The sequence below is a fragment of the Psychrobacter sp. P11G5 genome (assembly GCF_001593305.1).
Classification (GTDB): Bacteria; Pseudomonadota; Gammaproteobacteria; order Pseudomonadales; family Moraxellaceae; genus Psychrobacter.
This window is the reverse complement of the sequence record NZ_CP012533.1, coordinates 2632240-2652776: the sequence shown is the minus strand read 5'-3', so window position 1 is coordinate 2652776 and position 20537 is coordinate 2632240. Positions and strand designations below refer to the sequence as shown.

Annotated in this window: 20 protein-coding genes; 19 read left to right on the top strand and 1 reads right to left on the bottom strand. The window is 43.6% G+C overall.

Annotated features, from left to right (window positions below):
• Position 1 precedes the first annotated feature (1 nt).
• The 11 genes from narJ to modB all read left to right on the top strand — a co-directional run bounded on the left by narJ (position 2) and on the right by modB (position 10114).
• Complete coding sequence (narJ, locus tag AK825_RS10735) at positions 2 to 865, top strand: nitrate reductase molybdenum cofactor assembly chaperone (protein WP_082785703.1); 864 nt, start codon at positions 2 to 4, stop codon at positions 863 to 865.
• Between the two features lie 17 nt (positions 866 to 882).
• Complete coding sequence (gene narI / locus AK825_RS10730; protein WP_068037232.1) at positions 883 to 1608, top strand: respiratory nitrate reductase subunit gamma; 726 nt, start codon at positions 883 to 885, stop codon at positions 1606 to 1608.
• Positions 1609 to 1773: 165 nt separating this feature from the next.
• Entirely contained in the window at positions 1774 to 2973 is a 1200-nt protein-coding gene (locus AK825_RS10725; RefSeq protein ID WP_068037228.1) for a globin domain-containing protein, read from the top strand.
• A 299-nt stretch (positions 2974 to 3272) separates the two neighbouring features.
• The gene (locus tag AK825_RS10720) at positions 3273 to 4316 is read left to right on the top strand and encodes a peptidylprolyl isomerase (protein ID WP_082787235.1); all 1044 of its coding nucleotides are present in this window, start codon (positions 3273 to 3275) and stop codon (positions 4314 to 4316) included.
• Positions 4317 to 4383: 67 nt separating this feature from the next.
• Positions 4384 to 5679 carry a gephyrin-like molybdotransferase Glp gene (glp, locus tag AK825_RS10715; protein ID WP_068037225.1) on the top strand — a complete coding sequence of 432 codons (1296 nt, stop codon included), beginning with the start codon at positions 4384 to 4386 and terminating at the stop codon, positions 5677 to 5679.
• Positions 5680 to 5961: 282 nt separating this feature from the next.
• Positions 5962 to 7059, top strand: coding sequence for a GTP 3',8-cyclase MoaA (gene moaA, locus AK825_RS10710; protein ID WP_068037222.1), 1098 nt, complete (start codon positions 5962 to 5964; stop codon positions 7057 to 7059).
• A 60-nt stretch (positions 7060 to 7119) separates the two neighbouring features.
• The gene (gene moaB, locus AK825_RS10705; RefSeq protein WP_068037218.1) at positions 7120 to 7650 is read left to right on the top strand and encodes a molybdenum cofactor biosynthesis protein B; all 531 of its coding nucleotides are present in this window, start codon (positions 7120 to 7122) and stop codon (positions 7648 to 7650) included.
• 140 nt (positions 7651 to 7790) lie between these two features.
• Entirely contained in the window at positions 7791 to 8312 is a 522-nt protein-coding gene (gene moaC / locus AK825_RS10700) for a cyclic pyranopterin monophosphate synthase MoaC (RefSeq protein ID WP_068037215.1), read from the top strand.
• A gap of 71 nt (positions 8313 to 8383) precedes the next feature.
• Positions 8384 to 8677, top strand: coding sequence for a MoaD/ThiS family protein (locus AK825_RS10695; protein WP_068037212.1), 294 nt, complete (start codon positions 8384 to 8386; stop codon positions 8675 to 8677).
• A 179-nt stretch (positions 8678 to 8856) separates the two neighbouring features.
• Positions 8857 to 9348, top strand: a complete 492-nt coding sequence (locus AK825_RS10690; RefSeq protein WP_068037210.1) for a molybdenum cofactor biosynthesis protein MoaE — start codon at positions 8857 to 8859, stop codon at positions 9346 to 9348.
• 67 nt (positions 9349 to 9415) lie between these two features.
• A complete protein-coding gene (gene modB / locus AK825_RS10685; RefSeq protein WP_068037207.1) occupies positions 9416 to 10114 on the top strand; it encodes a molybdate ABC transporter permease subunit in 699 nt (232 codons plus the stop codon).
• Positions 10115 to 10147: 33 nt separating this feature from the next.
• Here the strand turns inward: modB and AK825_RS10680 are convergent, their stop codons facing one another.
• Positions 10148 to 10627 carry a hemerythrin domain-containing protein gene (locus AK825_RS10680; protein ID WP_068037204.1) on the bottom strand — a complete coding sequence of 160 codons (480 nt, stop codon included), beginning with the start codon at positions 10625 to 10627 and terminating at the stop codon, positions 10148 to 10150.
• A 361-nt stretch (positions 10628 to 10988) separates the two neighbouring features.
• On the opposite strand from AK825_RS10680, the gene AK825_RS10675 reads away from it, so the two are divergent.
• The 8 genes from AK825_RS10675 to ureA all read left to right on the top strand — a co-directional run bounded on the left by AK825_RS10675 (position 10989) and on the right by ureA (position 20527).
• Positions 10989 to 11333, top strand: coding sequence for a multidrug efflux SMR transporter (locus AK825_RS10675; RefSeq protein ID WP_068037193.1), 345 nt, complete (start codon positions 10989 to 10991; stop codon positions 11331 to 11333).
• Between the two features lie 31 nt (positions 11334 to 11364).
• Positions 11365 to 11937 carry a TetR/AcrR family transcriptional regulator gene (locus tag AK825_RS10670; RefSeq protein ID WP_068037190.1) on the top strand — a complete coding sequence of 191 codons (573 nt, stop codon included), beginning with the start codon at positions 11365 to 11367 and terminating at the stop codon, positions 11935 to 11937.
• 206 nt (positions 11938 to 12143) lie between these two features.
• Entirely contained in the window at positions 12144 to 13616 is a 1473-nt protein-coding gene (gene betB, locus AK825_RS10665; protein WP_068039355.1) for a betaine-aldehyde dehydrogenase, read from the top strand.
• Positions 13617 to 13732: 116 nt separating this feature from the next.
• Positions 13733 to 15433, top strand: coding sequence for a choline dehydrogenase (gene betA / locus AK825_RS10660; RefSeq protein ID WP_068037187.1), 1701 nt, complete (start codon positions 13733 to 13735; stop codon positions 15431 to 15433).
• A 294-nt stretch (positions 15434 to 15727) separates the two neighbouring features.
• Positions 15728 to 17773 (top strand): choline BCCT transporter BetT, encoded by a 2046-nt coding sequence (gene betT, locus AK825_RS10655; RefSeq protein ID WP_068037185.1) that lies wholly within the window; start codon positions 15728 to 15730, stop codon positions 17771 to 17773.
• A gap of 346 nt (positions 17774 to 18119) precedes the next feature.
• Positions 18120 to 18608 carry a M48 family metallopeptidase gene (locus AK825_RS10650; protein ID WP_068037182.1) on the top strand — a complete coding sequence of 163 codons (489 nt, stop codon included), beginning with the start codon at positions 18120 to 18122 and terminating at the stop codon, positions 18606 to 18608.
• Between the two features lie 547 nt (positions 18609 to 19155).
• Entirely contained in the window at positions 19156 to 20064 is a 909-nt protein-coding gene (locus tag AK825_RS10645; protein WP_068037178.1) for an urease accessory protein UreD, read from the top strand.
• A 160-nt stretch (positions 20065 to 20224) separates the two neighbouring features.
• Entirely contained in the window at positions 20225 to 20527 is a 303-nt protein-coding gene (gene ureA / locus AK825_RS10640; RefSeq protein ID WP_068037177.1) for an urease subunit gamma, read from the top strand.
• Positions 20528 to 20537 lie beyond the last annotated feature (10 nt).

Here is a 20537-nt window from a genome sequence, read left to right as displayed (position 1 = left end):
GATGCAAACTTCTCAAGTTTATAATGCCAATTCAGTGAATGAGCCAATTGTGCCGCCTAGTATTGGCAATTCAGATCTCAAGCTATTAAAAGTATTGAGCCTACTTATAGATTATCCCAGTAATGAGCTGTTCTTAGGCGATACGCTCGCAGATTGTGCAGAGATAGTGGCGAAATCCACACTCATTAGTCCGGATGTGCGTATCCAGATTATTAATTTGATTGAAGACTTAATTGAGACGGGATCTCTTGAGGCGCAAGCGCGTTATGACGGTCTCTTTGAGCGTGGTCGTTCTTTATCGCTTTGGCTGTTTGAGCATGTGCATGGGGAGTCCCGTGATCGCGGGCAAGCGATGGTCGATTTGATGAATCAATACCAAGAAGCGGGCTTTGAGATTAGCGTTAAAGAGTTGCCAGATTTCTTGCCTTTATATTTGGAATTTTTGGCTTACCAAGCAGCGGTTATTGAAGATGATATTCAGATTCGTATGGATATCGCTGATGTCAGTCACATTATTGCTTTGCTTGCTGCCAGACTCGAAGACCGCGGAAGCTTGTATAAAGGCTGCTTCAATGCGCTATTACAGATTGCTGGCAAGCCACTCGATATGGTTGATGAGTATCAAGAAAAAATCAGTAAAGAGCAGCGCGACGACAGTTTTGAAGCGCTAGATAAAGAATGGGAAGAAGAAGTCGTCACCTTTTTGGATGCACAGCAAGAAGAGCGCTGTCCCTCGCAGACAAGTACCCAGAGCCTTGCTGCAAAAGCAGGGGTTAGAAAATCTGCGGCCGCCAAAGTGGTTGATGCTCCTGTGCACTGGGTGGACTTCCAACAAAGCCAGAACCAAAAATCATCGGTCAATTAATCGTAAGGAGATAAGACATGGATATTGCAGGTCCTAATTTAGAGGCTCTAGCCGGCCTAAATTTGCTACAGATATTCCTTTTTGGTGTTTATCCTTATATTGCTTTGGCCGTCGCTATCGTTGGTACTTGGGTGCGTTTTGATTTATCGCAGTATTCATGGAAGACCGGCTCTACTCAGATGCTCAGAACCAAAAATATGCGCTTAGCAAGCAACTTTTTTCATGTCGGTATCATTGTCGTGCTACTTGGTCATCTATTCGGATTGTTAACCCCGCATTTTATTTATGAAACCTTTATCAGTGCCGGTAATAAACAGATTGCAGCCGTGGTAGTGGGCGGTATAGCCGGTGTATTTTGCTGGATTGGTCTGGCGATGCTCATGTGGCGACGCTTCACTGATGATCGTATTTCCAACACTTCATCATTCTCAGACAAGCTGGTACTCGTACTCTTATTCGTTCAGCTTAATTTAGGCTTGATAACCATTTTTACTTCTGTGCAACACTTAGATGGTTATACGATGATGAACTTTGCTGGTTGGGCACAAGACATTACCGTCTTAAGACCTATCCAAGCCGCCGCACGTATTGAGCAAGCCGATCTGATTTACCAGCTGCACATGGCGCTGGGTATTACCCTGATTATGATTTTCCCGTTCACTCGATTGATCCATATTATTAGCGCACCCGTCTGGTATTTCGGTCGCCGTTATCAGATTGTTAGGCAGAAAAACTCACAATAGTAATAGTGGTAAGAGTCGCAGTGATAGCTGAAACAGTCGTAAGAGAAAAAGTCACAACAGTGATACAGCATTGATGTTATGATAAGTTATTATAAGATTCATTTAAAATGAATCTTATAATATATACCAAATAACACTCAATCAATACTCACTAAGGAAAACATAATGGCTTCACCAAAGACTATAGAAATCGTAAAAGCAACCGTACCTGTACTCGAAGAGCATGGCACCGCGATTACCACTGTGTTCTATCAGAACATGTTCAAAGAGCATCCTGAACTGTTAGACATCTTTAACGAGACCAATCAAAAGCTAGGTCGGCAACAGACTGCATTGGCGACTACAGTTTTAGCCGCTGCCAAGCATCTTGAAAACTTAGCAATCTTGCTGCCGCAGGTGACACAAATCAGTCATAAACACCGTGCCTTACAAATCCTGCCAGAGCATTATCCTATCGTGGGTAAGCATCTACTTGGCGCGATAAAAGAAGTGCTAGGAGAGGCGGCTAATGATGACATCATCGACGCTTGGGCTGAAGCTTATGATGAGATTGCTGGCGTCTTTATTCAGCTAGAAGAAGATATGTATGAGCAGGCAATGTGGGAAGGTTTCGTACCTTTCAAAGTGGTTGCAAAGTCAGCTGCTGCTAAAGATATTGCTGCTTTTACTGTCGTTCCAGTTAATGAAAGTTCAGAAACCAGCCAAAACATTGATCTAAGTAAGCTCAACCTAACAGCTGGTCAATATATCACGGTAAAAACCGATCCTGAAGATAGTGATCATGTAGCCCTGCGTCATTATTCTTTATATTCAACTAATACCGATAAAGGTATTCAGTTTGCAGTAAGACGGGACAATCGTGACGGCCATTATGGTTTGGTCTCCAACCATTTACATGATGAAGTAGAGGTTGGCGATACTATTTTATTATCTGCACCTGCTGGCGACTTTGAGCTCAACCAAGATCTAGTGCAGCAAAACGATATCCCATTAGTACTGATGAGTGCTGGCGTTGGAGTCACACCTATCTTGTCGATGTTAGAGGCGCAAGTGACGGCGAACCCAGAGAGACCTATCATTTGGGTATATGCTTGTCAAAATGAAGAGCATCATGCCTTTGATACTGAGGTCAATAAACTTTTAGAATCAGCGGCAAACGTTGAAAAACATATTTTCTATTTTGACTCTGGACAAATACTTGATGAAGCGTGGCTTGCTACGTTGCCAGAGCCAGCTGATATTTATGTGTGCGGTTCAATGCCATTTATGGAAAGTATGATTGATGGGCTGATGAAGCTCGATCATGGGGTAGATAATGTTCATTACGAGCCGTTCGGTCCTAAAATGAGCTTAGAGCTGTCTTAATCATAAAAATAGAGCGGCACTTAGAGGGCTTATTAAGTAAATTATTAAACAGTTAGCTTATTAGAAAAAGCTAGGTTGCATGATAATTAAGATTTTAAGTGCTGCTTTATTTTATACATTTGTACCCCACTCTCAACTATTTAAAAACGCTGGGCTAAAGCCACAGCCTACGATAGTCCATACTGAGTTGAGAGTGAGATACACTTATCTTAAATCAAAGTCTGAATAATATTTTTAAATTTCCTATGTTGTTTTCAATATTATTTTCTATTATATGAATTATTAGTGGAGTACCAGCCATGAATGTCAGTACCTATAACCCAGCCGACTATGTTAATGATAGCAATGCTACTAGTAAAGTTAACAGTGACAATCATGCTGCTAATACTTCAAATGTCGCCAATAGTATTCCTATGAGTAATGGCGATGATATCGTTCGTATGATGCCAACATTATCTGATCTTCAAAAACCGCATTCTGACCAAGAATTTATCGAAAAAGCGATGGCAGAAGAACGTAGCAATCATAAAAATCTAATTGCCTCTAGCCGCGACGAGCTACCGTCGGTGCTGGTCAACGGTGTGATGATCGATAGAACCGCTATCGCGCAAGAGCTACAGTATCATCCAGCAGAAGACAAAGAAGACGCTGTATTCTTAGCGACCCAAGCTTTGGTAGTGCGTGAATTATTAAAGCTTGCCGTGTTGAATGAACCTAGCCTAGGTGAGCCGGCATGGACAAAAGATGAAGAACAAGCAATCTCTGCATTAATAGACAAAAACGTCCAAGCGACGATACCTGATATGGCAACATGCGAGCGTTACTATCAGCAAAATATGCACGATTTTATGACCGACCCGATTATGTCCGTTCGTCATATCTTATTGGCGTGTTTGCCAGAAGATGGTGATGAGAGACTAAAACTCAAAAAGAGCGCTTACGAATTTATTGAACAAATTAACAATGATATCAATCCTAATGCTGAATTTATTCAATTAGCTCGGCAATATTCTGCTTGCCCTTCAAAAGAGCAGGACGGTGAGTTAGGTATCATCAGTAAAGGCCAAACTGTACCAGAATTTGAAAGCACGTTATTCAAATTAGATGCAGGACTGGCACCTAGTCCTATCGAAAGCAGATATGGTTTTCATATCGTCGACGTAATGGATAAGCAACTAGGCATACAAATGACTTATGAGCAAGTAAGCCCTGCTATACACAATAAGTTGAGCCAGCGAGCCTTTCATCAGTCACTGTGCGACTATCTGTTTACCTTAGCAGATGAAGCAGACATAGAAGGGATTGAGATGACGCTTGAGCAAGAAAACGTCTTTCGGGGTTAATTAACTACTTTTGACGTGTCTCTTTTGAGATGCGAATGCTTACGGTTAATAAAAAGAGTGTACGCTTATGATTACTATCGAAGAGTTACAGTCAGCGATAAAGCAGCGGGTCAATAACTACAATCAAAACGACTGGCCGCTATCTAAAAGGTCAGTGAGTAGCTGCGCTCTGTTAGACAGCCGTAATCAGATATTGGCTGAATATATTATTTCATCATTTGCTGTGCCAAGACACAATCTATCGGCGATGGATGGCTACGCTATTGCTCATAATAGTGATCTTCCCAAAGGCATGATCATTGAGATCATTGGCGAGTCGCAAGCAGGCGCTCCTTACACAGGTAAGCTCAAAAAGGGCCAAGGCATTCGTATCTTTACCGGCGCAGTCGTACCGGATAGTTGCGATACAGTCATCATGCAAGAGAACACCAATTTTGCTTATATCAAAGATAACATTGATAAAACCCAGCCTTACGATATTATTTTATCAAAAGCGGCAGACGTAGATGCCCATATTCGTAAGCAAGGGGAGGAGATACAGCAGAATGAGCTGGTCTTACAGCAAGGCAAACGCATTAATCCTGCCGATATCAGCTTACTTGCCAATTTAGGCATCAGCACAGTAAAAGTGTTTAAACCACTCACTGTCGGACTGCTGGCGACTGGTGACGAGCTTGTCGCACTTGGTGATAAGCTAAAAACTTTAGCGCAAATATACAACTCCAATACGCCGACTCTTAAAAGCCTATTAGACTCTTTACCTATCGTCATTAATGACTACGGCATTGTCCCTGATGATATGGCTCAGACTACCAAAGTCATTCATAAAGCCATGAAAAAGTGTGATGTGATAATCTCAACTGCTGGCGTGTCGGTGGGAGATTATGATTTTTTGACGACAGTCGTCGAGCAGCTAGGCCAAATTAATCATTACAAAGTGGCGATGAAGCCTGGCAAACCTTTCGTGTTTGGCGAACTAACAAAAAACGTTGATAAGCCTGTTTTATACTTTGGCTTACCCGGCAATCCGTTATCCACGGTAGTAGGAGCGTTGCAATTTGTGATTCCAGCATTGTGGCAAATGTCAGGCGCTAGCTTGCCTGAGCAACCCATGCAACTGAATGTCAAAGCCACGCTAATGAATGACATTACAAAATCAGTCGGACGTGCTGACTTTCAGCGCGGGGTGTTAACGCAAGGTGAGGCAGGCAGTTACCAAGTTGAATGTTTCTCAAATCAGCAATCGCATAGAATCAAACAACTTAGTCGTGCCAATTGCTTTATCGTGTTAGAAAAAGACAGCGGCAATGTAGCAGCGGGTAATACTGTGACGGTACAACCTTTTCCTTGGCTGCATAGTTAGAAGTTTTCTCGGATTATTAGCAAGAGACCCGTTATTAAAATCCGTTATTAAAAAGCTCCTCATTAAAAACCCGTTATTAAAACCCTGTTATTAAAAAACTTATCATTAAACGACCTTAAGCAACTTAGCGTCTACTACTTTAGTGGTAGACTTTAGGTTACTTAGGGTTATTTTGTATTTGCGCTTTATTTGTCATAATAAGCTTTAAACAGAACTTTTCCTATTCACAACCTGAGGCAACGCTTAGAGCACACAACATATTCAATATTACGGTAATTACCTATGAACTATCTCGCCCCAACTATAGAGAGTGTATCTCTTTATACGCCCCATGCTCCTGATGGGTACGCACCTATTTCACCTGCTGTTCCATCAACTTCTTTTGCAAATCCTGATATAGTGACGCAGCCCCTAACCGACGGCTTTTCTCGTCGTCTGACATATCTGCGTCTATCGATTACCGACTTTTGCAACTTTCGCTGTGAATACTGTCTACCCAATGGCTACCAAGGCAAGCGCCCTGATGACGAGCTCAGCATCCCTGAAATTGCCACGCTTATTCGCGGCTTTGCCCAAGTTGGCACCAAAAAGGTCAGAATCACGGGCGGAGAGCCTTCCATTCGCCGCGACGTCGTTGAGATTATTCAAACCATTAAACAAACTGAAGGCATAGAAACCGTTGCCATGACCAGTAACGGTTATAAACTTGGTAAGCACCTAGCTAGTTGGCAAGCCGCTGGACTAAATCAACTCAATATCAGCATGGACAGCTTTGATGCAGATACCTTTCATAAGATGACGGGCTTTAATACCTTGCCGCAACTACTTGCTGACATGGATACCTTATTAGAAACCACGGATATCAAACTTAAGATAAACAGTGTTTTAATGGCAGAGACCGCTTTCGAAAACCTAGTCACCGCCATCGACTATGTCAAAGACAGACCCGTCACTTATCGTTTTATTGAATTTATGCAAACCAGTGATAACAGTGACTTGTTCTTTGCCCAGCATGCCCATTCCGATACCATCATCGACTATCTCATAGAGCATGGCTGGCAACCCCATGAACGGGGCAGTAGCGACGGTCCAGCAGTAGAGTATAGTCATCCAGATTATCTCGGCCGAATCGGCATGATTGCCCCTTATGCCGCGCACTTCTGTGATACTTGTAACCGCCTGCGGGTAAGTAGTCAAGGCCGTGTACATCTGTGTTTATTTGACCAAGGCAACTACGATATCCGTCAGCATTTGCAAACAAACGATGTGCAAGGACTCGTTGATACCTTACATAGTTTTATGCCAATCAAACCTGAACATCATCATTTGCATGAGTCCAATAGCGGTATTATGCATAATCTATCGATTATCGGTGGTTAGGTTGGTCAGCCATCCACTTTCATTTTAATCATTAAAACCAAGTTTCCCGAGGAAACCTTTATGAGCAAGCCCGCTGCCGAGTTTATCCCCCTTAACATTGCTATTTTAACCGTTTCTGACAGTCGCACGCTGGCAGAAGATACTTCAGGGCAGTATCTATTAGATAGCTTAACCGAAGCAGGTCACACTTTGGCTGATCGCAAGCTAATTACCGACGATATCTATCAGATAAGAGCCGTTATCAGCGGCTGGATTGCTGATCCAAAAGTCCATGCCGTGATTACTACTGGTGGCACAGGTTTTTATATCAGAGACAGCATGCCAGAGGCAGTGAATGTCTTGTTTGATAAATCGATTGATGGCTTTGGTGAGATGTTCCGCTTAATCTCAAAAGATGAGATTGGTATGTCAACCGTACAGTCGCGCGCGATTGCGGGGATGGCGAACGGTACGGGTATTTTCTGCTTGCCGGGCTCATCAGGCGCATGCCGTACAGGCTGGGAGAGTATCTTAAAAGAGCAGTTTGATAGCCGTACCCGTCCGTGTAACTTTGTGCCGCACTTTATGCGTACCAATCCTAGTCATGATTGAGCCATGATTAAGTTATGACTAAATTATAAAACAGGTTTTGGTTAATGATTGATTGCCGCCAAAGCGATAATTTAAACATCTAAGACGGTCTAATAGTTAACTAATAAAACAAAGAGATCGTTTGATAAAGAGAGTATGTAATGCGTGCTACTGCCCAAAAAGATAACCAAGCTGCTGTGAGCCAATCTGCCTTATCGCATTTAGACCGTGACGGCGACATTACCATGGTGGATGTCAGTGGCAAGACCGCCACAACACGAGAAGCCAACGCGGTTGGACAAGTGCGTTTTCCCAGCGAGATTTATCAACAAATCAAAGCTGCCGATGGCATGACTAAAAAGGGTAGCATTACTCAAACCGCGCATATCGCCGGCATCATGGCCGCCAAGCGCACCCACGATCTTATTCCACTGTGCCATCCACTACCATTAGATAAGATTGGTTTAACCTTTAAATATGATGATGCACTGAATAGTATTATCGTCAGCGGCACTGTCAAAGTCACTCATAAAACAGGGGTCGAGATGGAAGCCTTAACCGCTGTGAGTATTGCTTGCCTGACCATCTATGATATGACCAAAGCCATATCACATGATATCGTTATTGATAACGTGCGTTTAGTGAAAAAAACGGGCGGCAAGTCAGATTATAGTCATGCTTAAGATAATAAGATTTCGTTTTAATGATTAGCAATGAAATGAAGCTGAATAGTTTGTAAAGAATGGAGAATGTTATGAACACTGTTGAATTAGAAACCGAAGTAGAAACCAACTTGAATGCCACCATGAATATCAACGTCTTATACTTTGCCAGTCTAGCCGACGAAGCCAACTGTCAACAAGAAACCGTCAGCGTGCAGCAATCGACCTCATTGAGCCAGCTTTATGAGCAGTTGACGCAAAAGCATCGTTTTAGTCGTCCGCAGTCAGAGCTGCGCGTTGCTGTGAATGATTACTTTGCTAACTGGACAGACCAGATTAATGATGGCGACAGTGTGGTGTTTATCACCCCAGTCGCTGGTGGTTGAGTAAGAACTTTATAGAATATAGCTGATACACTTTCAAAGAAATGTAGCGCTACTGGTATAAATTTTACTTGCGTGCTGTGCCTACGCCGACAGAGGCGGCGCAAAATCCATTCCAGTAGCGCTTTTGAATTTAAATAACAGTTTTATTTTCAGCTGACTATAACTTATAGAGATACCACATGACAGACAACGTCCATAGCCACTCAATGACCATCAAACGTAGCGTTGATGAGGTATACCAATTAGCTGAACGCGATGGCTTTGCCTTATTAGATATTGCTATCGATGAAGACAGACTTAAAAATACCCTTGATAATGATAGTTGCGGTGCTTTTGTCTGCTTTGAAGGTCGCGTCCGCAATCATAATAATGCCACCAGTGTTGAGCGCTTAACTTATTATGGTTATGAAGACTTAGCGCTCAATCAAGGCCGAGCTATTATCGAAGAGGCCAAACAGCGTTTTGAGATTACCCATGCTATTGCTATTCACCGTATTGGCGCATTAGAGATAGGCGATGTGGCGGTATGGGTGGGGGTTGTTTCTGCGCATCGTTATCCAGCTTTTGACGCTTGCCGATGGATACTCGACACCATCAAAGCGGACATCCCAGTGTGGAAGCAGGAATATTATGAGGATGATTCTTCTAAGTGGCTGAGTAATAATGGGTAGGCAAAATTGCCCAATGATAAACTGATGAACATGATCTAACTAACTAACGGCAACGAGCAATGACATCATGATAGCCCCATCCCTAATGTCAGACATGCTCAGTCCGTTCTTAGTCAGCATCAAACTTGCTGCTGTCACCACCTTATGTCTATTACTCTTTGCCACACCTGTGGCTTATTGGCTCGCTAAGCCGAGTCGTGGGCAAGTCATTGCACGTCTTAAAGTTATACTTATGGGCATTATCGCCATGCCACTCGTACTGCCTCCTACCGTCATTGGTTTTTATTTATTGCTACTGCTAAGCCCTAGCATGGGTATTGGCAAGTGGCTCAGTGAACACAACATCAGCCCATTAATCTTTACCTTTGAAGGTCTGGTCATCGGTTCTATCATTTATTCCTTACCTTTCTATATCCAACCTGTCTATGCCCAATTTTTATGCATACCGAAAAGCGTGATAGAGATGGCGCACTTATTAGAGCCCAGTCGTCTAAGACGCTTTATCAGAGTCGCGCTCCCACAAGCAAAGGTGGGTATTATCCTCGGCAGCCTCATCAGCTTTGCCCATACTATTGGGGAATTTGGGGTAGTGCTGATGATAGGCGGCAGTATCTCCGGCGAGACCAAAGTGGTGTCCATCGCAATCTATGAGCAAGTCGAAGCGCTCAATTACGAAGCGGCACACCTGATGTCAGGTATTCTTATCATTATGGGCATGATTATGGTGGCGTTGATTGCCAGTGTGAATAGGTTGAATCAGCGTTGATGAATTGCTTTTACAACCTAATCACTATTCGATTTAGCGACTTTCATTTGAGCGCTTAATACTGTCTGGACTCGCCTCATAAATCACATCCAACTCATCCTCTGTTAGATATTTTTCAACGATAGGGAAGAGCTCACGTTCTTCAAAACGCACATGGTCATATAGCAGGTTAGCAAGTTGTCTAACTTGCTGCACAGTGACGGCATCACTTTTATTCTCTTGAGATGCTTCTATGTCTGCTGTTGATTCATGCAACAGCTTATGCTGCGTAGTCAATGTATCGAGTATGGATGCGACCTCAGGCTGAGTAGATTGATGAGGCAATAAAGCTGCGATGATTAGATTGTCTTCAATCTGGAAATGATGACGCATATCGCTCATATAAGAGGACAGCGCTTGCCAATGTTCAGCGATCTGCTCAGGATTATCTACGCATTCTTTGGCGTGGCGTCCAATATGGAGACCGAGGTGATGTTGACGCGATAAGGGCTGTAGTTGATTGGCACGTTTCATAGTTAGATACCTTAATCATTGGTTGTTGATCATTAGTTATTAATCCTAAACAAATCGAAAGATTCTCATCCATCATTTTTGCGCAACGTACTTTATATTTAATTATATATTCAATCCTATATCCAACTATATACTAATCTGGCTCTTATTAGAGACGAGATGTTAAGTTGATGCATTTGACTATCTATGAATGGTAAGGATACAAACCAGCCCTTCACATTGCTAGAATATTTCTATACAATACCGACCGTATGGTTTCTTTGCTACGTGCTTTAAAATTTTATTCTTATTAACTTATGCTTAATCAAGAAGTTATGCTTGATTTGAAAAACCATGTTTGTTTTGAATAGGTATCCTAAATATGAGTCCTACTACTATCGCTTACGGTTACCTAGCCATTGCTATCATTTGTGAAGTGATTGGCACGACGTTTTTAGTAAAGTCAGAGCAATTTACGCGTTTGGTGCCGACCCTGATTATGGGCGTGCTTTATGCCATCTCATTTTACTTGTTGACGCAAACCATCAAGACCATACCGCTTGGTATCGCTTATGCGCTGTGGGGCGGACTGGGCATCGTTTTAACTTCGCTTGTGGGCATTGTGTTATTTAAGCAAAGCCTTGATACAGCAGCGGTGGTGGGCATTGCGATGATTGTTGGCGGTGTCATTGTAATGAACTTACTGTCTAATTCTGTGGTGCACTGACAGGTAGGTAAAAATGAACATGGAAATAAAAATGGAAACAGAAAACGCTTATAAACGTAAAAAACAGCCAGAAGTAGTGCGTCGTGCGCTGCTAGATCAGGCGGCACGAATAACGTTAGAGCAGGGGCTGTCAAAGGTAACTTTTCAAGCCGTTGCTGATGCGGTCGGGGTGACCAAAGGTGGCGTGATGCATCACTTTACTACTAAGAATGCGCTCATCCTTGAAGTGTTTCATGACGCCATGGCCAAGTTTGAGGCAGAAGTGAATCAAGCTATGGCGGGAGACCCTGTGCGTTATGGCTCTTTCACCCGCGCTTATATCGATGCCACGATTAGCTTAGGCGAAAAAGGGCAGGAAGAGTTTGATAATCAAGCCACTTTATATGTATTGATGCTGGGTGATAGCGAGCTACGTCAGCTGTGGGCCGATTGGTCAAATGAGCAATTAAAGAAGCATGAAGCAACCGATAATACCGAAACCTTGTGTATGGTGCGTTTGGTCGCTGATGGTATTTGGCTCTCTGATTTTTCAGGAATTAATATATCGGACAAAAAATCATTACGCGCGCGTTTGATAAAAATGACGCAACCTGAGAATGATTAAAACGCCGCTCTCAAATAACTCAAGAAAGAAACCTTAAGAAAGAACCATATAAATTTTATTTTTTAAAACTTAAACAATGACGAAATTATTCGGTATTAACTTTTTTACAAAGCTTGTATCAATCGTCGACAGGAGAACTCATGACAGATTCAAAGACAAACCCAAACCCAAATCCGAACCCAAATCTAAGTAACTTAACAGACATTATCGATTTAGAACAAGTACAAACCGCCTATATTAATGGTCGCTATCTGGCTGTCGATGACTCGTTAACTACTTTTGAAGATATTAATCCAGCGACGGGTAAAGTGCTGGCAACCATTCAGCAAACGACTGCTGAGCAGATTAATGAAGCCGTTATTGCGGCGCAAAAAGGTCAAAAAGTTTGGGCAGCGATGACGCCAGTTGAACGTAGTCGTATTCTATTAAACGCAGTAGCCATACTGCGCGAACGCAATGATGTGCTGGCGTTACTTGAGACCAAAGACACAGGTAAAGCTTACTCTGAGACCAAATATGTCGATATCGTCACTGGTGCCGATGTCATTGAGTATTATGCAGGTCTTGCACCGATGATTGAAGGTCGTCAGATTCCGCTGCGTGATACCAGCTTTGTCTATACCCGTCAGGAGCCACTTGGCGTGGTCGCCGGAATTGGCGCGTGGAATTATCCGATTCAAATCGCGATGTGGAAGGCTGCACCAGCATTAGCCGCTGGTAATGCAATGATTTTTAAACCATCAGAAGTCACGCCATTAACCGCCTTAAAACTGGCGGAAATATTTACCGAAGCGGGCTTGCCAGATGGCGTCTTTAACGTCGTGCAAGGTAATTATGAAGTGGGCGAAGCATTAACCCAGCATCCTGATATCGCCAAAGTATCGTTTACTGGCGGCGTTCCGACTGGTAAAAAAGTCATGTCGAGTGCAGCATCATCGTCTCTTAAAGACGTGACCTTAGAGCTTGGTGGTAAGTCGCCATTGATTATATTTGAAGATGCCGATATCGATACCGCTGCTGATATCGCCATGATGGCGAACTTCTATAGCAGCGGTCAGGTTTGTACCAATGGCACGCGTGTGTTTATCCCTAAAGCGCTACAAGCCAAGTTTGAAGAGGCTATCTTAACGCGTGTTGAGCGTATCAAATTGGGCGATCCAATGGATGAAAATATCAATATGGGTCCAATGGTCAGCTTTACGCATATGGAAAGAGTACTTGGCTATATCGAGCAAGGTAAAAAGGGTGGCGCGCGTCTATTAACTGGCGGCGAACGTATCACCTCAGGCGAACTTGCCAACGGTGCGTTTGTCGCACCGACTGTGTTCACCGATTGCAGCGATGATATGACTATCGTACGTGAGGAAATCTTTGGCCCAGTGATGTCGATATTGACTTATGAGACCGAAGAAGAAGTCATTCGCCGTGCCAATGATACCGAGTACGGCTTGGCAGCAGGGGTGGTGACCGCTGATTTGACTCGCGCACATCGAGTGATTGCTCAGATTGAAGCCGGTATTTGCTGGTTAAATACTTGGGGTGAATCACCTGCGCAAATGCCAGTTGGTGGTTATAAGCATTCGGGTATTGGCCGTGAGAATGGTATTGAAGCTCTTGAGCACTATACACAGACCAAATCTATTCAAGTAGAGTTGGGCGCGTTTGAGTCTGTATTTTAATAATTTGTATTGAGAAGATTCTTAATCAGTAAGATTGATTCATTTGGGCTAATTTGTCCTTTTGATTCAATCTTACTGATATTAAATGATTTATTTTCAATATTATGGAGCATTTTATGACAACAATCACACCTGAGTATGACTACATCATTGTTGGTGCAGGCTCAGCAGGAAACGTGCTGGCCACCCGTTTGACCGAAGATGCCAACATTAAGGTGTTGCTGTTAGAGGCGGGTCGTCCAGACCATCGCTTAGACTTTCGCACCCAGATGCCAGCGGCGCTCGCGATGCCGTTGCAAGGCACCACTTATAACTGGGGATACAAAACCGATCCCGAGCCGAATATGAATAATCGCGTGATGGACTGCGGTCGAGGTAAAGGGCTTGGTGGCTCATCGTTGATTAACGGTATGTGCTATATCCGTGGCAATGCGCTCGATTTTGACGATTGGGCGAAAATCAAAGGCTTAGAAGATTGGACTTATTCAGACTGTCTGCCTTACTTTAAAAAGCTAGAAAACTGCGACGCTGGCGAAAACGATTATCATGGCGTGGGTGGTCCGGTTGAGATGACCACTTCAAAGCCTGGAGTCAATCCGCTGTTTGAAGCGATGATTGAAGCGGGCGTGCAAGCTGGCTATCCAAGCACAGATGATTTAAATGGCTATCAGCAAGAAGGATTTGGGCCAATGGATCGCTTTGTGACACCTAATGGTCGCCGCGCATCAACGGCGCGTGGTTATCTTGACCGTGCCAAACCACGTAGCAATATCACCATTTTAACGGGTGCATTGACCGATGTGATTTTGTTCGATGGCAAGCGTGCTGTCGGTGTCAAAGTAGAACATCAAGGTCAAACTAAAAACTTTTACGCATCTCGTGAAGTGATTGTTTCATCGGGCGCGATTGCCACACCGCAACTGTTGCAGCGCTCTGGGATTGGTCCTGGTCAATGGCTTAAAGATGTAGGCGTGACTGAGGTTTTGGATTTACCGGGTGTCGGTAATAATCTACAAGACCATTTAGAGCTGTATATGCAGTACGAATGTAAGCTACCAGTCTCAATTGCGCCTGCCAATAAATGGTGGAATAAGCCAGCGATTGGTGCTGAATGGTTGTTTATGGGGACAGGACTTGGTGCATCAAACCAATTTGAAGGTGGCGGCTTTATCCGTACCGATGAGAAGTTTACCCATCCTAATATCCAGTATCATTTCCTGCCGTTAGCGGTGCGTTATGATGGCCGCAGTGCGGTGAACTCTCATAGTTTCCAAGCACACGTTGGCTCATTACGCTCGCCAAGTCGTGGCCGTGTCAAGCTAACCTCAAAAGACCCAAGCGCGCATCCGAGTATCTTATTTAACTATATGTCTCATGATCAAGACTGGCAAGAGTTCCGCGCTGCCATGCGTATCACTCGTGAGATTATGCATCAGCCAGCGCTTGATCCTTATCGTGGACGTGCTATTGCGCCGACCGATGATTTGGTGACCGATGCTCAGTTGGATGAATATGTACGTAACCACAGTGAGACGGCTTATCATCCTTCTTGTACTTGTCCAATGGGCGAAGGTAATGATTCGGTGGTCAATGGAGAAGGCCTAGTGCACGGTATTAGTGGCTTGCGAGTCGTTGATGCGTCTATCATGCCAAATATAATTAGTGGTAATCTTAACGCGACTACGATTATGCTCGCCGAAAAAATCGTTGATAAAATGCGCGGTGTGCAGCTGCCACGCTCAACGGCAGACTATTATGTCGCCAATGGCGCACCGCTCAGAGCGGAGCCGATGCGCGATTATAGTTCTGTTGGATAAACGACTGTATAAGCTATTGGATAATAAATAATATAAGACGATTTCAAGTAAGAAGGCCTTTCACAGTAAAGGTCTTTTTTATCAGCGCTCATGTTAAGCAGATGAAGCCTTTATAGCTGCCTCTGTTTATCGTTTGCTTTGCTATTTTTCTAACAGTTTAAAGGTAGCAAATTTATTCATTGGTACTGCTTTGTGCGTCATGCGGTTATTTATATGTCATGCGGTTATCAGTCATAAGGTTATGACGGACAAAGCAATATCAGACCCTGTTTAATTTACCTATTGAGGTCTTTTATGTACAGCTCGCCATCAAAAGATGCGACGAAACCCCTGACTCTAAATAAGACGGTTTTTTTAGGTTCAGCTATTATTTCTATTTTATTAATCATCTGGACGATTGCGTTTCCAGATTATAGTGAGGCATTATTAAGCTCAAGTATGGCATGGGTATCAGAGAGTTTTGGCTGGTATTACATGTTGGTAGTTGCCGCTTATAGTATATTTGCATTATTTGTTGGCTTCTCCAAGTATGGTGATATCAAGCTTGGTCAAGATCATGAAAAAGCTCAGTTTCCCTTTTTAGCGTGGGCCGCGATGCTGTTCTCTGCTGGTATCGGCATTGATTTATTGTTCTTTGGTGCGTCTGAGCCGTTGATGCATTATCTAACGCCGCATACTGGGCTCGAGCCTGCCAGTGAGGCGGCCATGCGTGAAGCACTTGCTCAGACCTTTTTACATTGGGGTCTACATGGCTGGGGCATTTATGCGCTAATCGGGATGGCATTGGCGTACTTTGCTTATCGTAAAAACATGCCGTTAGCCTTACGTTCACCACTGACGCCTATCTTTGGTGAGCGCTTAATTAAAGGCTGGCTGGGTGATGGCATTGATACCTTTGGCGTCGTCTGTACGCTGATGGGTATTGCGACCAGCTTAGGCATTGGGGTATTGCAGGCCAATGCTGGACTAACCCATGTATTTGGTATTGAATCCAGTAAAATGGTGCAGACTTTCATCATTGTGGGCGTGGTTGCTGCAGCAGCTATCTCTGCGATGACCGGTGTTGAAAAAGGCGTACGCCGTTTATCCGAATTCAACATGCTCTCTTCGATATTGCTATTAATCGCGATATTAGTGATGGGTAATACGGTTTATCTATTGAATACCTTTACCCAAAGTATTGGTCAATACTTCCAAACCATTATCTACAAAACCTTTGATGTGTATGCCTATGACGGTACTGCTGGTGCCGATTGGAAATCAGGCTGGACGATATTTTTCTGGGCATGGTGGGTTGCTTGGGCGCCATTTGTAGGCTTGTTTATCGCGCGTATTAGCCGTGGTCGTACTTTGCGAGAGTTTGTGTTTGGTGTGATGTTTATCCCGCTTGGTTTCATCTTTGCATGGTTCTCTATCTTTGGTAATTCAGCGATAGATTTAGTGGCCAATGGGGCAACCGAGCTTGGTGAAATTGCTGTTAATGATGCAGCGATGGGCATGTTTGCCTTGTTTGAGTATTTTCCTTACAGTGATGTTTTGTCGTTCGCTGGCGTGGTTATCGGGCTAGTATTCTTTGTGACTTCAGCTGACTCAGGCGCTTTAGTATTGGCGAACCTAAGCTCAAGAGGCATGACCAATGATACCGACGCACCAGTTTGGTTGCGTCTGTTTTGGGCAGCGGCAACGGGTTTGATTACTTTGGGTCTACTGTTCGCTGGTGGCTTTGCGTCATTACAGTCAGTATCTGTGATAGCCGGCTTGCCTTTCTCACTTATCCTTGTGCTCTATATGATGTCGATGTGGAAATCATTAAAAGAAGAGGGCAATAAACGCAAAGCCAGTACGGTTGGCACCGCAAACGTGCTTGATAGCGGTAAGAGCTGGAAAGCGCGTTTACAACGTATTGTTAGCTTCCCTGGACATGCGCAAGTTGAACGGTTTTTGCAAAATGTGGTCAGACCTGCAATGACTGAAGTTGAAAATGAACTTAAAGCTGGCGGTCTAAAAACGTCTTTGGATATCCGTAACCCTGCACATATCGGGCAAGATATAGATGAAGGCATGGATGAGAGTAGCGGTCAAATAGATGGTCTAAAATTACGAGTTGGACATGGTGATGAAGATGACTTTATTTATGAAGTTAATTTGATTAAAGCTGAGCGTCCTAATTTCACGCTCAATACCTCAACCAAGCACGCAGAGTACTATTATCGTGCTGAGGTATTCTTAAGTGATGGCTCGCAAGAGTATGACTTGGTTGGCTACTCTAAAGAGCAAGTATTGGTCGATATCTTAAATCAGTACGAGCGCCATTTGCAGTATCTACATTTAGAGCGTTAACTGATTCATTGGCAATCTATTGTAGTATTGCGTGACAATGATATTAAGTAATAGGTTTTAAATGTTCAAATAAAAATATCGTAAGAGGTGACCCCATAAGTTAAATGCAGCTTATGGGGTTTTTTATTGAAAAAAATAAACAGGGATAGAGTAAAATCTATAGAGACAAGTTCTAAAGTCTAGTCAGTGAAAATTAATATCGATACATCACGTACTGCTGGTATAAGTTTTTTGCAGCCTCTGTCTGCGTAGGCACAGCAAGCAAGAAAAACTTATACCAGCAGTACCGTAATATTTTTAAGGTGTTTTGACTAGGACATACCCTGTATAAGCAAAGGATAAATTTGTGACCACACTCAAGTACATCGCTCATTACTCTGAGCAAATTCAAACCCAAGCGGCACTGCTCATTAGTGATGGTAGGCTAGGAGAGTACCTAGAAAACAAGTACCCTAATCAGCACCAAGTACAAAGCGATAAAGCACTTTATCAATACATAAATGACATAAAAAACCAATCTATGCGCAAGATTGGTCAGTTATCGAACGTCAGTTACAGTAGCAAGTTAAAAGTCCTCAAGCATGCGCTGGGCATTCATACTACCCAGTCTCGTGTACAAGGCAGTAAGCTAAAATCGCATAACAGCATTACGGTGGCAAGCCTATTCAAAGAAGCGCCGCCTGAATTTTTACGCATGATTGTCGTGCATGAATTGGCACATTTTAAAGAGCATGAGCATAATAAGGCTTTTTATCAATTGTGCTGTCACATGGAGCCAGATTATCATCAGTTTGAGTTGGACACACGCTTGTGGTTACATTGGCGAGAGCTGTGATTTGGCTAATGATATTAAGCTAAAAGTCTGATAATACTTAGATTCAACCATAGTTTGTCCTTCGCTAAATTCCGATTATTATCTTGACAAGCCTTAGTTAATAACCTATAAGAGTTATAGAGTATAGGTGTTTTCTCATAAGTGTTCTTTTCAAGTCCTGAGTGACCAAAACCAATATTCATATCAAGGGATATAATCTACTACCCTGACATTTAATCGAATCTACCTGTACTAATTAGTTTTACAATTTCTAGGCATTTAATGCCCATATATTGACATTCATTGACGGCTAATGTATTCAATCCTCTATAAAAGAGTAACAGCGTTAACCTCGCTTGAAGTATCACATAACCATCTGCACTCGGTTGCCTTGACTCTCTTTTAAATTGAATCAACTATAAGCCAGTATTGTCAACCTGACCTCACCCGCGCACGTGAATATTTTGCTCATTTTGCTATTTTAAGTTGATTGCCTGTCTAACAGGACGATTGGCTAACGATTCAGCGATATGTGTCGCGCTGGGCCTATAAAAAGGTGTTTGATGGAATGACAACTTTATCTCATAAATCTACAGTACAACAGACTGCTACAGACTCAGGACACCAATTTGATGCCAACCGTCATTGGGCGGCATTTTTAACGTTGGGATTTGGTGCTCACGCCGAAGCTGAGATTAGCATTACCCGCATGAATATAGCTCGCCATTATGGTCCCCTGCGTGTGCAAAGACCGTTCTATCCTGAAGGTCGCGATGGCTGCTGTCACGTTTATCTGCTGCATCCGCCTGGTGGTATAGCGAGTGGCGATGCGCTCAATATAGATGTCACCGTGGCGGCAAACGCCCATACTTTATTAACGACACCAGCTGCCAATAAGCTTTATAAAGCTGATAGTAACGGCGTTGCTTGGAACCAGCATACCCACCTAAAAATTGCTAATGACGCTACTTTAGAATGGCTACCGCAAGAAACGCTCGCTTTTGACGGCTCTCGCGGCGAGCAGACTATCATCATTGATTTAGAAGATAACGCCAAATGCTTAGGGTGGGAGATTCTCGGTCTTGGCCGTCCTGCCAGCAAGCTCCCTTTCGTTAGTGGGCGTCTCGAACAGCGCTTTCATCTCACCCGTAATGGCCGCCCATTATGGATAGAACGCCAATGCATAGACCCCGATCATCCAAGATTTGCTGGCATGTGGGGGCAGGGCGGTGCCACCGTCCATGCGACGTTATGGGCGGTTGGATTGGACGATCCGCTAGAGGCCATCACTGCACTACGTGAGCATATACCCGCTGCCAATCATTGGGCAGTTACCTATCGTCGCGGCGTATTGCTGCTACGCTATTTAGGCATAGAGCGTAACGAAGCTTGGGATATATTTCAGCAAGCACGAGAAGTGCTGCGTCCGCGATTGACTGGACACAAAGCTATTACACCACGAATTTGGTTGACCTAACGATTGGCGCCCAAGCAGTTGCTTAGGTGCTGACAAACGCTTTTATCTGTCTATTAACAATTAATATCTAATAACTAATAACTAATAACTAATAACATAAGCCTTCTAATGACATAGGCTTTCCATAAAACGATAACCATAATATAAGAAGGAGTCAGCGATGGAATTAACGCCAAGAGATAAAGATAAGTTGCTATTGTTTACCGCAGGGCTGCTTGCTGAGCGCCGTAAGGCTAAAGGCCTCAAACTGAATTATCCTGAAGCAATAGCGCTGATCAGTTGCGCCATTATGGAGGGTGCGCGTGAAGGCCGTACTGTGGCAGATATGATGAGTGCGGGCCGCGAGATCCTTACCCGAGATGACGTCATGGATGGCATCGCTGAGATGATTGAAAGCCTGCAAGTTGAGGCAACCTTTCCCGACGGCACGAAGCTTGTGACCGTTCATAACCCTATTGTCTGAGGAGACTTGC

Bases quoted from the DNA above. Each gene is read 5' to 3' on its own strand.
- narJ (WP_082785703.1), top strand. From the start codon at position 2: ATGCAAACTTCTCAAGTTTATAATGCCAATTCAGTGAATGAGCCAATT.
- narI (WP_068037232.1), top strand. From the start codon at position 883: ATGGATATTGCAGGTCCTAATTTAGAGGCTCTAGCCGGCCTAAATTTG.
- AK825_RS10725 (WP_068037228.1), top strand. From the start codon at position 1,774: ATGGCTTCACCAAAGACTATAGAAATCGTAAAAGCAACCGTACCTGTA.
- AK825_RS10720 (WP_082787235.1), top strand. From the start codon at position 3,273: ATGAATGTCAGTACCTATAACCCAGCCGACTATGTTAATGATAGCAAT.
- glp (WP_068037225.1), top strand. From the start codon at position 4,384: ATGATTACTATCGAAGAGTTACAGTCAGCGATAAAGCAGCGGGTCAAT.
- moaA (WP_068037222.1), top strand. From the start codon at position 5,962: ATGAACTATCTCGCCCCAACTATAGAGAGTGTATCTCTTTATACGCCC.
- moaB (WP_068037218.1), top strand. From the start codon at position 7,120: ATGAGCAAGCCCGCTGCCGAGTTTATCCCCCTTAACATTGCTATTTTA.
- moaC (WP_068037215.1), top strand. From the start codon at position 7,791: ATGCGTGCTACTGCCCAAAAAGATAACCAAGCTGCTGTGAGCCAATCT.
- AK825_RS10695 (WP_068037212.1), top strand. From the start codon at position 8,384: ATGAACACTGTTGAATTAGAAACCGAAGTAGAAACCAACTTGAATGCC.
- AK825_RS10690 (WP_068037210.1), top strand. From the start codon at position 8,857: ATGACAGACAACGTCCATAGCCACTCAATGACCATCAAACGTAGCGTT.
- modB (WP_068037207.1), top strand. From the start codon at position 9,416: ATGATAGCCCCATCCCTAATGTCAGACATGCTCAGTCCGTTCTTAGTC.
- AK825_RS10680 (WP_068037204.1), bottom strand. From the start codon at position 10,627: ATGAAACGTGCCAATCAACTACAGCCCTTATCGCGTCAACATCACCTC.
- AK825_RS10675 (WP_068037193.1), top strand. From the start codon at position 10,989: ATGAGTCCTACTACTATCGCTTACGGTTACCTAGCCATTGCTATCATT.
- AK825_RS10670 (WP_068037190.1), top strand. From the start codon at position 11,365: ATGGAAACAGAAAACGCTTATAAACGTAAAAAACAGCCAGAAGTAGTG.
- betA (WP_068037187.1), top strand. From the start codon at position 13,733: ATGACAACAATCACACCTGAGTATGACTACATCATTGTTGGTGCAGGC.
- betT (WP_068037185.1), top strand. From the start codon at position 15,728: ATGTACAGCTCGCCATCAAAAGATGCGACGAAACCCCTGACTCTAAAT.
- AK825_RS10645 (WP_068037178.1), top strand. From the start codon at position 19,156: ATGACAACTTTATCTCATAAATCTACAGTACAACAGACTGCTACAGAC.
- ureA (WP_068037177.1), top strand. From the start codon at position 20,225: ATGGAATTAACGCCAAGAGATAAAGATAAGTTGCTATTGTTTACCGCA.